The sequence below is a fragment of the Marinimicrobium hydrolyticum genome (assembly GCF_030848505.1).
Taxonomy (GTDB): Bacteria; Pseudomonadota; Gammaproteobacteria; order Pseudomonadales; family Cellvibrionaceae; genus JAVDDU01.
On the sequence record NZ_JAVDDU010000003.1, the window covers coordinates 488,576 to 503,067 of the forward strand.

Consider the following 14,492-nt stretch of genomic DNA (forward strand, 5'->3'; position numbering starts at 1 on the left):
TCGGATCTAAGTGTGTAAGAAGCGGCGGGCTTGTTCAAGCTCTTTTAGTGTAGCCCATGGCACGCGACGACTTTGTTAACGCCTTGGCAGGATTCAAACCTGCAGATAACGGCGGTTTTCCCCCAGCCAGCGTTGCACGATGTGCTGACATTGAATCGGGTGCTCACGCAGCAGCAGCTGGGCACCCTGCTGAACCTGGAGCAGCAAATCAGCATCCCGAAGCAAATCGGCAATTTTGAACTGCATATCGCCCGTTTGGCGGGTGCCCAGCACCTCACCCGGCCCCCGCAGACGCAAATCCTCTTCAGCAATCACAAACCCGTCGTTGCTCTCGCGCATAACGCGAAGCCGTTCACGGCCCTGGCGGGACAGGGGCGAGCCGTACAACAGCACACAGTGGCTGGCCTGTGCGCCCCGCCCCACGCGGCCGCGTAGCTGATGCAGTTGAGCCAGCCCGAGGCGTTCGGGGTTTTCGATGATCATCAGGCTGGCATTGGGTACATCCACCCCCACTTCAATCACGGTGGTCGCCACCAGCAAATCGATGGCACCCTCTTTGAACGCCACCATGGCCGCTTCCTTCTCTTTGCCCTTGAGCCGGCCGTGCACCAGACCGATGTTCAGCCCTGGCAACGCCTCTTGCAGGGACTGCGCCGTAGCCTCCGCGGCCTGGGCGGTCAGAGTCTCGGATTCTTCAATGAGCGTGCACACCCAGTAGGTCTGGCGCCCCTGCGCACAGGCTTCACGCACCCGCTCCACCACTTGCCCGCGCCGATCCTGGCTGATCACGACCGTGGTGACGGGTGTGCGACCGGGAGGCAGTTCGTCAATGATCGAAGTATCCAGATCCGCGTAAGCACTCATGGACAAGGTGCGGGGAATGGGTGTGGCGGTCATAATTAATTGATGCGGGCAAACGCCGTTCTGGGCGCCCTTCTGGCGCAGAGACAGGCGCTGGTGAACCCCAAAGCGGTGTTGTTCGTCGATGATAATCAGCCCCACATTGGCAAAGACCACTTCATTCTGAAACAGAGCGTGGGTACCCACCACTACCTGAGCTTCACCGCTGGCCAAACGCTCCAGCTCGGCCCGCCGACGGCCGGCGCTCAAGCGCCCGGTTAACCAGCCCAGCTCAATGCCCAAGGGTTCCAGCCAGGCGCCGAAGTTGGTGCGGTGCTGCTCGGCGAGGATTTCCGTGGGTGCCATGATCGCCACTTGAAAGCCTCTACCCACGGCGGCCAGTGCTGCCAGCGCCGCCACCAGAGTTTTGCCGGAGCCTACATCGCCCTGGAGCAGGCGCAGCATGGGTGTGCGCTTAGCCAGGTCGGTGGCAATTTCAGCGCTGACGCGCTGCTGAGCCCCGGTGAGTTGGAACGGTAACTGTTGCAGAAAACGCTGCTCCAGTTTGTTGTCCGGACTAAGTTGCGGCGCCTGTTCCACCTGAGTTTGGCGGCGCAGCAGCAACAGGCTCAGATGATGCGCGAGCAGCTCTTCGTAGGCGAGGCGTTGCTGGTAGGGGTGTTCGCCCGCCATCAATTGATCCACTTGAGCATTGCGGGGCGGCGCGTGCAGGTAGCGCAAGGCGTCCACCAGGGGCACTTGGTGCAATTGCCGCCGTAGCGTTTCAGGCAGCAGTTCTGCCAGGGGGTGGTGGTCCAAACAGGCCACCGCCTGGGCGGCCAGTGTCCGCAGGCGCGGTTGTGTTAGTCCCTCGGTCGCCGGGTAAACAGGTGTTAAACGAGCCTCAAGCGGTTGCGGGGCCTGCTCGTCCAGCGATTCGTATTCGGGATGATAGAACTCCAGACCCGAGGCGCCGCGCCGCGCCTCGCCAAAGCAGCGCAACCGGGTGCCCACCACCAACCCGTCTTTTTGAGCGGCGGAGAAGTGAAAGAAACGCAAAGTGACTGTGCCGGTGCCATCCTGCAGACGACACACCAAGCTGCGCCGTCGGCCGTAGGTGATATCGCAGGTACGAATTTCTCCCTCGATTACGGCGCTGGTGTTGGGTTGCAGAGCTCCCAGGGGGGTAACGCGGGTACGATCCAGATAACGCGAAGGCAGGTGGAACAGTAGATCCTGAACGCTGTGTAATCCCAGTTTAGCCAGTTTGTCCGCCAAGCGCGGCCCCACCCCTTTAAGGGTGGTCACCGGCAGGCGCTCCAAGCTAACTATGCCCTGGTTCACGGTGTCAGTCGTTCTCGGAGAGACGACACATATTGATGGCCTTGCGCAGCGCATCAATCGCCTTGAAACGCGGGAAGCTGGCGCGCCATGCCAGGGCCACGGTGCGACCAGGGGCAGGCGAGGTAAAGGGCCGGGTTACCAACAGGTTGGGCGTGTAGTTGGCGGTCACCGCCGCGGACATGGGTAGCACGGTAATTCCCAGACCGGAGGCGACCATGTGGCGGAGGGTTTCCAGGGAGCTACCCTCGGCGGCCGTTCGCAGCCGACCGGCCGGGTCCTCCATGGAGCGCTGTAAGTTGGGACAAGCTGCCAGTACCTGGTCCCGGAAACAGTGGCCTTCACCCAGCAGCAGAACATTCTGTGCAGCGAGATCGCCTGGCTCTATAGCCTCTTTGGCCGCCAATGGATGATCGTGCGGCATCAAGACGACAAAAGGTTCGTCAAACAGCGGCTGGGTCACCACATCCGCCTCGGTAAAGGGCAGAGCCACAATGATCACGTCCAGCTCGCCCTTGCGCAGTTTCTGGCGCAGAGTTGCCGTGTATCCCTCCTCCACGTACAGGGGCATTTTGCTGGCGACTTTTTGCAGCTCGGGAATAAAGTGAGGCAATAAGTAAGGGCCGATGGTAAAGATAGCGCCCACGCGTAACGGGCTGCTGAGCTGATCTTTGCCTTCGTTGGCGATGTCTTTGATGGCGGACGTTTGCTCCAGCACCAGATGCGCCTGCGAGACAATTTTTTCCCCTAGAGGCGTGGCTTGCACTCGGGACTTGGAGCGCTCGAACAGTGCCACGCCCAACTCCTCCTCCAACTTCTTAACGGCGATGCTCAAGGTAGGCTGGCTGACAAAGCAGCGCTCGGCGGCGCGGCCGAAGTGTTGCTCCTGGGCCAAGGTTACGATGTAACGCAATTCTGTTAAGGTCATGGGGGTCGCGCCTCGGGGCGTGGGTTGGCGGCCAGTGACGGGGAAACCCCCTCGCGCCCAACTCGAATCCAACAAAAAGTAGCTTAGTAATTACTATCAAACAGACCCGACAAATAGTTTGGTCTAACGTCAAGTGTGCCTTTTTCCAGGAACTTACGCAAAGGTGAATAGCGAAAAACTATTAATTGTCGGCTGTGGTGATATTGGGCGTCGGCTGGCGGACCAATTAAAAGCAGCGCCCTACCAAGTGACGGGTGTGCGGCGCCAACCACCGGGGGATGACCCCGAGCTCCGCTATCTTGCGGCCGATACCGGCGACCGGGCGGCACTAGAGGCCGTAGTTCAGGAGGGCTTCGATGTGGTTGTCGTGACCCTTACCCCGGCTGAACGCTCCGATGAGGGCTATCGTCGCGCCTATGTGCAGGGTTGCACGAACTTGGTTGAAGCCTTACACCGTCAGGGACGGCCCCCACGGCTACTGGTGTACGTATCCAGCACCAGCGTTTATGGGCAACAATCCGGCGAATGGGTCGATGAAAACTCGGCCACCGAGCCAACGCGCGTCAGTGCCCGGCGCTTGCTGGAAGCGGAGCAGGTAATCATCAACAGCGGATTCGAGCACTGCATAGTGCGCCTTAGCGGCATTTATGGCCCGGGACGGGATCGGCTTATTGAGCAAGTCCGCCAGGGCCGGGCGTCTCTGAGCAGCCGCTACACCAACCGCATTCACGCAGACGACGCCGCTGGTGTGATTGCTCACCTTATTGAGCGCCACCGAAAAGGCGAGCCAATCGACAAACTGTACCTGGCCAACGACAACGAACCCGCACCCATGGCGGAAGTGGTCAACTGGCTGGCAATGCATCTGCACATCCATAACGCCCGCTTTGCGGCTGAGCAGAACCCGTCAGGCCACAAGCGTTGCGACAACCGCCGGCTGCGGGCCACGGGTTATGTGTTTCGCTACCCCACCTACAAAGCCGGCTATAGCGCGTTACTGGGTATCCAGGACCCTGAGCAAACCCTCCCCGTCGAGAAGTAGCGCGGCGCGGTCCACTGGCCCTGAGATTCAACAGATTCGTCTGGACCGCGAGCCAACCAGTGAAAAATAGCGCCAAGACGCGAATTCCATCACAGTGCCGGCTAATTCCTTTTTCTTCTGGCCGTTGGCAACGCTACCATGGCTGAAAACACTGAGGAATACGGGCATGTACAGGACACTCGCGTTACCACTTTTATGGGCATCGCTGGCGCTGGTTGGCTGCGGTGGTGGCACAGGTAATGCGGACCCGCTCCGAGAGCAAACATCGGGGGACGCACCGGTGCAGGAGACTGAGTCCACCGAGACAGACGACAACTCAAACGACGCGGAACCGCCTGAGTCCGAGGCGCCAAGTGAACCCGATACGCCTGAACAGAGCGACGACCCCGTCGCTGAAGACGACACCGACGATACCCCCACCGACCCCACTGACGTCTGCACCCCGACAGGTGACGGCACCGTAGTCGACATGCCCAGCTTGAGCAATACCGGGGCTCATCACCACCACTCCTCCATGGAGGCGGAGCACGCGGCGTTTTTAGCCCTGGTGGACTACGACAACATGACCCACGCCGCCATAGCGGATGGCTACTGGTGCAATCCCGACGTTTGGCACAACCAGTCGGTGCCGGGTGATGGCGCCCGTGTGGTGATTCCCAGTGACCGACAGGTGCAGTACAACCAGTGGGACGATAGTCGCCTGCATACCCTGCGCATCGACGGCGAACTGACGTTTGCCAATGACGAGTCAAGCCGCATGATTGTCGACACGCTAGTGCTGGATCCACGCGGGACACTGAACATTGGCACCGTGGATAGTCCCATTAGCGCCTCCGCTCAGGTGGACATTGTGATTGCCGACAATGGTGACATTGATGTGGACTGGGACCCTTTGCTACTCAGCCGCGGTTTGATCCTGCACGGCACCACCAATATTCACGGGGCTGTCAAAACGCCGCACCTCAAAGTCGCCACGGACCCAGTGGCTGGCGACACAACCCTTCACCTCAACTCCAGCACCCATAACTGGCAAGTGGGCGACACGCTGGTGATTCCCGGCAGCCGTTTTTCCGGCTGGAAGTGGGATAACGACATCGGCGCCGTTCGCTATCACGGCACTCAGGACGAGGTCCGCACCATTACCGCCGTCGAGGGCGATCAAGTCACCTTGGACAGCCCGCTGATTTACGACCACCTGAGCCCACGCGCGGATTTGAAAATCAGCGTCGGCAACTTCAGCCGCAACGTGGCGATTCGTACCGAAAATGCCGAGGACTTGCCCAACCACCGCCGAGGCCATGTGATGTTTATGCACAGCCAAAGCGTTGATGTGCGCTATGCGGAATTTTTTGAATTGGGGCGCACCGACAAGTCGCAAACCAACATGGAAGCAACTGACCTGGACACGGCTCATGCCGACAGCAACGTGCGCGGCCGCTACAGTTTTCACTTTCACCGCACCGGAACCAGCGATCAACTCAACCCGGCCATGGCCATCGGCAACGCCGTATTCGGTTCGCCGGGTTGGGGGTATGTACACCACGACAGTCACGCGATGCTGCATCAGAACGTTAGCTACAACACTTTTGGCGCCGGTTTTGTGGCGGAGACCGGCAACGAAACCGGCGCCTGGACGCGCAATCTGGCCATCAAGGCCGAGGGTATCAGCGGCAGCTTCAATCCAAAAAACAACAACGACATTTACACCTTCGACATAGCGCGCAGTGGCGATGGCTTCTGGTTCCAGGGCCGAATGGTGGCCAGCGTTGAGAACATTGCCGCCAGCGTCAACCGGGGCTTTACTTATTTTCACCGGGACAAAAGCGGCACCATGATTCGAGTCGCACCGGAGCTGTTTATGTTTCCGGAAGCCTTAGGACTGAGTCGCGACACTCACGCGGACAATATTCCCATCCGGCACTTTCACGGCAATGAAGCTTTTGCCAGCACAGTGGGCGTATTTGTGGTCAAGGCCGGCCCCAACCAGGGCCACGACGTATCCACGGTGATGAGTGATTTTACCGCTTGGGAGGTCAGGACCGGCGCTTTCATTGAATACACGGCCCACTATCTTCTGAACAACTTCGATGTGATCGGCAACACGCCTGAGCCTTTCCGCCGACCGCTTGCCGGCATTAGTTTTGGCAACAACACCACCAATATGGTCGTGCGCGATGCGCGAATTGAAGATTTTTCGGTGGGTGTAAGCCTGGGCAAGGAGCATACCAGCGCCAGCTTGGAGGGCGCCGATCAGTTCGTGATCATTGGCGGGGAAATGATTGCGGTGGAAACCCCCTATGAACACAGCGATGACAGCGATTTATTTATCGCCACCAGCGAGCTGGTCGAGAGTCGTTTTGAAATCGAGCTTAGGCAAACCGATTCGGAGACGGAATTCGAATTCGAATACTTGAGCTCCGGCGGCCACGACGACCTCGTTCTTGAGGGCACAAGAACCGACAGCATTGGCGAATCACCATTGCCGGCGGGTAGCGACCGCCTGCGTGTGCGCGGCCGCGATATGGTCGCCCTGGTGAGCCAAAACGGTTACTACCTGACCGAGTCAGGAGAAGCCTATACCATCGTTAAACAGTACTTCAGTGAGCGGGCAACCGGCGACGTTCACCTGCGGAGCCTGAAAACCTACCTGGGCCCGGAGGTGCAGGATCGACTCGAAAACCAATACCACGCCTGGCGCGATGCCAAATACCTTGGTCTTATTGATTTGGATAAGGCGCCACCGGTCGCACAAGATAACAGCGTCACGACCCCGGCCAATACCGAAGTCACTATAGCGGTGCTGGATAACGACAGCGACCCGGAAGGCAGCCCTCTGCGTATCAGCGCGGTGCTCGCGCCACCCTATGGGGAAGTGTTTCACGATGGCGAAACCATCCGCTACCGTCCCTATTTCGATTTTACCGGCGAGGACTATTTCCACTATTGGGTCACGGATGATCAGGGAAACTTTAGCCGTGCGCGCGTGGATGTGACGGTTTACTGAGTTTAAGCGCCGGCAGGGAAGCGGGCGCCGAATGGCGGAAAAACTGCACTGTGAGTCAACAGCGGAGCTGGGCGCACTGGCTCAGCTATGAGTGTACTCGAACTCCCGAATCACATCTAGAAAATCGGCGCCAAAACGCTCCAACTTACTGTCACCCACACCGCTGATGGCGAGCATTTGCCGCGGCTCCAAGGGTTTTTGTTCCAGCATGGCGCGCAGGGTCGCGTCGTGGAATATGACGTAGGGCGGAACGCCGTGTTCGTCCGCCAAGCGTTTGCGGCAGGCTCGAAGTGCCTGCCACAGCCCCATATCCGCCTCCGGAATCTCTTCCACGGCCCGACGCGCCGCCGGCCGAGCGGTGGGGACTTTTATGTCCCGGCGCAGAAACACAGGTTGATCACCACGCAACACCGGGCGACACTGCTCGGTCAGGCGCAAGCCGCCAAAACCTTCCGGATCCACGTCCAAATACCCAGCGGCCACCAATTGGCGCATGATAGAACGCCATTCTTCCGCGCTCAGATCGCGACCTATGCCGTAGGTGGACAGGCGGTCGTGGCCCAGGGATAGAATTTTTTCGGCGCTGCTGCCGCGCAATACATCAATTAGATGATTGGCACCAAAGCGCTGGCCGGTACGGTAAACGCAGGACAGGGCTTTGCGCACCGGCTCGCTGGCGTCCCAGGTTTCCGGCGGCGACAAGCAGGTATCGCAATTGCCGCAGGGTTCCTCCAAAGTATCAGCGAAATAACGCAGTAATACTTGTCGCCGGCAGCTGGTCACTTCACACAGCCCCAACATGGCGGTGAGGCGCTGCTGCTCGTGCCGTTTGAACGACTCGGCACCGTCAGAGCTGCTCATCATCTGACGCAATTTGACGACGTCTTCAAGTCCGTACAGCAGCAGGGCTGTGGCCGGTTCGCCATCGCGCCCGGCACGGCCGGTTTCCTGATAATAGGCTTCGATACTTTTGGGCAGATCCAAATGGGCGACAAAACGCACATCGGGTTTATCGATGCCCATACCGAAGGCGATGGTGGCCACCATAATCACGGCTTCTTCACGCAGGAAGCGGCTTTGATGGGTCGCCCGCAAAGGCGCGGGCAAACCGGCGTGATAGGGCAGGGCATTGAAACCCTCACGGCACAACCACTCGGCGGTTTGCTCCACCTTTTTACGCGACAAGCAATAAACGATACCGGCTTGGTTGGGATGTTCCGCGCGTAAAAATTGCAGCAGTTGTCGGCGCGGATTATCTTTTTGTTGGATGCGGTACTGGATGTTGGGCCGGTCGAAGCCGGCTACGAACTGGCGCGCCTCATCCAGCGCCAGACGGGTGACAATTTCCTCGCGGGTACGCACGTCAGCGGTAGCGGTGAGTGCAATACGCGGCACCTGGGGAAAGCGTTGATGGAGCACGTCCAGGCGTAAATAGTCAGCGCGAAAGTCGTGGCCCCATTGAGCCACACAATGGGCTTCGTCAATGGCAAAAAGTGCCAGAGGCGCCGAGTCGAGCAAATCCAGCGTGCGCGACTGAAGCAACCGTTCCGGCGCCACGTAAAGAAGATCCAACTCGTTGTTTAGCAGTGCCTGCTCAGTCTCCCGAACCTGCTCCATGGATAGGGTGGAGTTGAGAAAACCGGCGCGCACGCCCAGCTCATTGAGGGCATTGACCTGGTCCTGCATCAGAGCGATGAGCGGCGATATCACCACACCTACGCCAGGTCGCACCAGGGAAGGAATTTGGTAGCAAAGGGACTTCCCGCCGCCAGTGGGCATCAGCACCAAAGCATCTTCGCCCGAAACCAAGGTATCAATGATCGCTTCCTGCTCACCGCGGAAGCTTGGATAACCGAAAATGTGTTGAAGGGTGTCCAGGGGGGTCTGCATCGGGGCAGTATACGGGGACGGTGAGCGCGGCGCCACAACGGCAACGCGCTTTGCAAACACGATACGCTACGGGTTGCGCTAGCGGACTTTTTTCCTTCTGTCCTCCCGACTTACCAAAAACTCCAAACCGGACCCAGGATCCTCTTCGCCACAGGCGGACGCGCCTGCAGGGCCACCTGCCTCGGCTTCTTCGTGGGTCAATATTAATGCGCGCCACCAAGCGGGGGTGGCCTCTGGCTCTTCACCCGAGCGCTGTTCGGAGTCATTTTCACGTTCGGCCGTCGGGTTCTGTGCCTGCGGTTTGGACCGGAACCCTGGCGACTGGGACTTGGCCATTTCTGTCTCCACTTAGCTACTGTGACCTTCTTGGACTCGGCCATGGTATCAGGAATTCAAACTGTTTCGCGTAGCGTTTGGCGACAGGTCCACCAGGACATTGGAATACTCAGAGCTTTTCACTGTGCCAAAAAAAAGGGCAGCTAATGCTGCCCTTTAACTGGTGGAAAACGTACCGCTATTTGGTTCGAATAGTCACAAACTTGCTGTAGAGACCATCGGTATCATAGGCGGCAATTTCAAATTGGTAATCCCCTGACAAGTCAGCAAAGGTATGACTCGTTGCCTTGGGCCCAACTTTGATTGTTTTGTAGCTGGTTGCGTTGACTAGACGATAACGGATTTCGTAACCACCAATCTCACCCAACTCCATGTACGTGCCGTTTTCCCGAGCGCTCGGCGGCGTCCATTCCAGCGTGAAACGTGGCGCTTCAACCGTGGGAGACGTGGTGGTCAATACCAAGGTGCTGGTAAAAGGAGACCAGTTAGCCGCCGCGTCGCGCGCTCTTATCGCATAGCTGTAGGTGGTGCCCGCACGCAATCCGGAATCCGTAAAGGTCAGTGTGGTTCCGGACACAGTCGTCAGGTGCCGACCGTCGCGGTAGATAGCGTAACCCGTGACGCCAACATCATCCGATGACGCATTCCAGCGCAACGATATTGAGTTATCAACAATGTTGCTGGAACGGAAACTGCCCGGCACCGTTGGTGCAGTTACATCACCATCTTGTGAAGGGTCCGACGGAGTAGTCGGGTCCGACGGTGCACCGTCGTTCGGGTTAGAACCGCTGTCGTAGTTATCCGGATTCAGGGGATCGTAACCGAACACTTCCATTTGCCACAGAGAGTAGCCCCACTGAGTGCCGCGCTCGAGGCCCTGCATTCTTACGTGCCGCGCGCTAGCGTTCAGACCGATGTTGTTGATACCACCGGTGCCATTGACTGTCGTGTGCACTGTGCTCCAGTTTACCCCATCGTTGGATACACGAACCTGGAAGCTTTTGCCGAATGCGGCTTCCCAGTTCAGGCGCACGCCCGTGAGGTTGTAAACCGCACCCAAGTCTACGTCCAGCCATTGGTTGTCGCTTCGTCCGCTGGCCCAACGCGTGCTCGTGTCACCATCCACTGCATGGCGAGCATGTAATTGCTGAGATTCGGTAGAAGAGGCTCGAACAGTTTTTTCCTGAGCAAGGTTGACCATCGCCGGCTCAAACGGCTCGCCGTATACTTCAAACGCCCACAACGAATAACCCCAAGCAGTACCACGCTTATGGCCATTCATGCGCACATAGCGGCCAGCCCCCTTGAGACTGATCTCATCCACGCCACCGGTTCCATTCACTTCACTGTGCAAGGTACTCCACGTACGTCCATCGGTAGAAACCTGAATATCGTATGCCTCGCCGTACGCTGCCTCCCAGTGGAGGGTGACACCGTTTAGGTTATAGAGACCACCAAGATCAATGGCAATCCACTGCTCGTCAGTGCGTTCGCTGGCCCAACGGGTGGATAGATCACCGTCGGTCACAAGGGCTTCGCTTCTGCTTGCTTGTTCGCGACTTGACGCGGTAACGGCTTTACCCAAAGCAATATCTTCGCTATTCACAATTGCCGGGCTGCCCTGCACTTCAAATGCCCACAGCGAGTATCCCCAGCGGGTACCGCGTACCTGACCGTTCATGCGAACGTAGCGCCCGGTACCGTTTACATTGTGTGCATCAACGCCACCATTGCCGTTGGTTACGGTACGGAGTGTCGTCCAGCTGTTGCCATCGTCAGAAATTTGGATTTGATAATCCCGCCCATACGCCGCTTCCCAATGTAGCGTTACTTCACTGACGTGATAGGAATCCCCCAGATCGACTGCAACCCAGTTGTTGTCCGCGTATGAACTGCTCCAACGAGTGGAAAGGTCACCGTCAAAGGCATTAGCGGCCACATGAGCACCTTGCGAGGTGGATCCCGTGGCCGGTTTTCCCAAGGCAATATTGTCTGTGCTACTGAGTAGGGGCGTACCGCGAACTTCAAACTCCCACAGCGAGTAACCCCACTGAGTGGCCCGCTCTATGCCGTTCATTCGAATATGGCGCGCTGTCGCGTCGAGGCTGAAAGACTCCAGGCCGCCACTACCGTTCGTCACCGTGCGTACGGTGGTCCAATCCTGGCCATCATTGGAGACTTGTATTTGATATTGACGCGCAAAGGCCGCTTCCCAGTGCAGGCTAACGCCACTCAGGGTGTACACCTCGCCCAAGTCGATGGCAATCCAGTTGTTGTCCTGCCGTGAGCTTGACCAACGACTGGCCATATTGCCATCCACGGCATTAGCGGCATCCATGCTGGCTGTCTCTCTGGACGAACTGGTGGCTTCTTTGCCTAGAGCGAGATTGGTTGAGGCGTGGCTGGAAACAGCCATGAGGGTTAGTGATAGAAAAAATACAAGTGCAGGGAAAAATCCCCTCCCGCGAGTGTCGACAGACTTCATTCTTATTCCCCAGAAATTATCGATTGCTCGCTAACTCCTGAAGACATGTGGCTCCATTACGGCGCGATGGGCACAACCCCTCCGACCGTTACGGGCCACCAGAAATTAGCGGCGGTAACAAAATTAAATAGCGTCTTGTTCACTAAGCTATTCATAAAAGGGATTCCATCCGACCGTTAAATAGCACTGACGAAGAGCCCGTGGTGCCAGCGCATATTGAGCCCGGCTGGTCGCCATGGAACTTTCGTTTGCAGTAAGAGTATAGCGGCGCGATTTGCTGTCAACTGAACGCAACTGCGAACTTCAGCTCTTCTCAGAAAACAGAACCGTTGACAAAAAACGTTCTGGCTACGTGAAGAGAAAACGAAGCACGGGAGGGCAGAAAGAGAGCATGAACTCAACCAACAGAGCGCACAGAATTGAAAGAAAACTTGGGCCAATGTGACCTGTCACTCACACCGAACGTGCTCGGGCAATCGCTTTGCGTTGAATCCATGAAAGGAAGCGAAATCATCAGAGACCCTTGACAGATAAAACTTCTTTTAGGCGCGTGATTTTTTATTCGGTTTAAGCCTAAAAAGCACAGCTTTTTTCAGTTTCCGAAATATCGATTTCGGATTAATGTGATATTTCTTATGAACCGGTGAGACATTGTGCACAAATAGCACATTCAGATAGATCCATTATTTATATAAGGCATATTTTTCCAAGAAAAATAATTGGACGCCATTCGAAAAATGGCGCTCAATTCAACTTTGTGATTGCCAGACTAAGGGCCGAAATTCGAAAGCTCCGACCCTGTCGGGACCCGCTACGTCTTGAGCCGGTAACCCGTTCGGAAGATAAACCACACAGCCAGCAGGCAAACCACCATGAATACCACAATCATGGCCAGACTTACGCCCACGCCTACATCCGAGACACCATACATACTCCAACGGAAACCGCTAATGAGGTAGACCACCGGATTAAACAAGGTGATAGTTTGCCAAACCGGGGGCAACATGCTGATGGAGTAGAAGCTACCTCCCAAAAACGCCAAGGGGGTAATTATCATCATGGGAACAATCTGCAGTTGTTCAAAGCCATCGGCGAGGACACCGATGATAAAACCGAACAAGCTGAAACTGACCGCGGTCAAAACCAGAAAGCCCAGCATCCAGATCGGATGCGCGATGGAATAATCCACAAACAGTCGAGCGGTCAGCAAGATAATGACCCCGAGAATGATAGACTTGGTAGCCGCCGCGCCCACGTAGCCCATCACTACCTCCACCATTGAAATGGGAGCGGACAGGATTTCATAGAGAGTTCCCGTGAACTTGGGCATATAGATGCCGAACGACGCATTGGATGTACTCTCATTGAGCACGGTCAGCATAATTAACCCCGGCACAATATAAGCGCCGTAGCTAATACCGTCGATTTCCACCATGCGCGAGCCAATGGCGGCCCCGAACACGACAAAATACAACGAAGTGGTTAATACCGGAGAGGCGATACTTTGCATCAGAGTACGCCAAGTCCGCGCCAGCTCGAACAGGTAAATGGCTTTTATCGCGTAAAAATTCATTCCTTATCCTCAACCAGGCTGACGAAAATTTCCTCCAGAGAGCTCTGTTTAGTGTGCAGGTCACGAAAGTCGATTCCCTGCGCCGCCAGGCGGTTCAGCAAGCTGGCCACCTCCACTTGATCGCCCTGAGTATCGTAGGTGTACACCAGCTGGCTGCCGTCACTGCTTAATTCCAGTGCGTCACCTTCATTGAGTGCTGCCGGCAACTTATCCAGCGGTTCACGCAAGTACAGCGTTAGCTGTTTTTTGCCCAGCTTGCGCATGAGCTCAACTTTTTCCTCCACCAAAATAAGTTCGCCCCGGTGAATGACGCCGATGCGGTCTGCCATATCCTCGGCTTCTTCGATGTAGTGGGTGGTGAGAATGACCGTGACCCCGCTATCGCGTAGAGCGCGAATCATTTCCCACATATCCCGGCGCAGCTCTACATCCACACCAGCCGTGGGTTCATCCAAAAACAGAATGCGCGGCTCGTAAGCCAGTGCTTTGGCGATCAGTACGCGGCGCTTCATGCCGCCGGACAGCGCCATGATCTTGGTTTTTTTTTTGTCCCAGAGAGATAAGTCACGCAATAGTTTTTCCAAATACTGCGCATTAGGCGGTTTGCCGAACAAACCCCGGCTGAACTTCACCGTATCCCAAACGGTTTCAAAGATATTGACGGCCAACTCCTGGGGCACCAAGCCGATTTTCTTTCGCGCGGCGCGGTAGTCGCGCACAATGTCATGGCCATCGGCGAATACCTGGCCCTGGGTGGCGTTGACTATTCCACAAATGATGTTGATCAGCGTCGTCTTGCCTGCCCCATTGGGTCCGAGCAAGGCAAAAATTTCACCCTGCTGGATGTCCAAGTTGATACCCTTAAGCGCATCAAAGCCGGAAGCATAGGTTTTGCGCAGATTTTGAATTGAAATAATGGCTTGCACAGCGTTTCCTTTCGTCACGAAAAAGAGAAGAATTTCACGTTATTGGCGCTCTGCCAAGGGCACCCACACTTGAATGTCCCCCAACCCGGCCCGCATGTTAACACTGGGGTGGTATCGCTCAAGCACT

General features: G+C 56.7%; 9 protein-coding genes. 2 read left to right on the forward strand and 7 right to left on the reverse strand.

All coding sequences use genetic code 11. The features are described 5' to 3' along the window. Nucleotides 1-93: 93 nt before the first annotated feature. Nucleotides 94-2,238, reverse strand: coding sequence for an ATP-dependent DNA helicase RecG (gene recG / locus RBH33_RS08255; RefSeq protein WP_306731683.1), 2,145 nt, complete (start codon nt 2,236-2,238; stop codon nt 94-96). Further along, the gene (locus tag RBH33_RS08260) at nt 2,189-3,109 is read right to left on the reverse strand and encodes a hydrogen peroxide-inducible genes activator (protein ID WP_306731684.1); all 921 of its coding nucleotides are present in this window, start codon (nt 3,107-3,109) and stop codon (nt 2,189-2,191) included. The genes recG and RBH33_RS08260 overlap by 50 nt, the downstream gene beginning before the upstream one ends. 163 nt (nt 3,110-3,272) lie before the next feature. Between RBH33_RS08260 and RBH33_RS08265 the strand changes: the two genes are divergently transcribed. Then, the gene (locus RBH33_RS08265; RefSeq protein WP_306731685.1) at nt 3,273-4,151 is read left to right on the forward strand and encodes an SDR family oxidoreductase; all 879 of its coding nucleotides are present in this window, start codon (nt 3,273-3,275) and stop codon (nt 4,149-4,151) included. Nucleotides 4,152-4,317: 166 nt separating this feature from the next. Then, a complete protein-coding gene (locus tag RBH33_RS08270; RefSeq protein WP_306731686.1) occupies nt 4,318-7,155 on the forward strand; it encodes an Ig-like domain-containing protein in 2,838 nt (945 codons plus the stop codon). 81 nt (nt 7,156-7,236) lie between these two features. Here the strand turns inward: RBH33_RS08270 and recQ are convergent, their stop codons facing one another. From recQ to RBH33_RS08295, 5 genes are all read right to left on the reverse strand, one after another. Continuing rightward, nucleotides 7,237-9,045, reverse strand: coding sequence for a DNA helicase RecQ (gene recQ, locus RBH33_RS08275; protein WP_306731687.1), 1,809 nt, complete (start codon nt 9,043-9,045; stop codon nt 7,237-7,239). 78 nt (nt 9,046-9,123) lie between these two features. After that, entirely contained in the window at nt 9,124-9,381 is a 258-nt protein-coding gene (locus RBH33_RS08280; protein ID WP_306731688.1) for a hypothetical protein, read from the reverse strand. 178 nt (nt 9,382-9,559) lie between these two features. After that, nucleotides 9,560-11,797: a discoidin domain-containing protein gene (locus RBH33_RS08285; protein ID WP_306731689.1), complete on the reverse strand. Its 2,238-nt coding sequence runs from the start codon at nt 11,795-11,797 to the stop codon at nt 9,560-9,562. A gap of 880 nt (nt 11,798-12,677) precedes the next feature. Then, nucleotides 12,678-13,439 (reverse strand): ABC transporter permease, encoded by a 762-nt coding sequence (locus RBH33_RS08290; RefSeq protein WP_306731690.1) that lies wholly within the window; start codon nt 13,437-13,439, stop codon nt 12,678-12,680. After that, nucleotides 13,436-14,365 (reverse strand): ABC transporter ATP-binding protein, encoded by a 930-nt coding sequence (locus tag RBH33_RS08295; protein ID WP_306731691.1) that lies wholly within the window; start codon nt 14,363-14,365, stop codon nt 13,436-13,438. The genes RBH33_RS08290 and RBH33_RS08295 overlap by 4 nt, the downstream gene beginning before the upstream one ends. Nucleotides 14,366-14,492 lie beyond the last annotated feature (127 nt).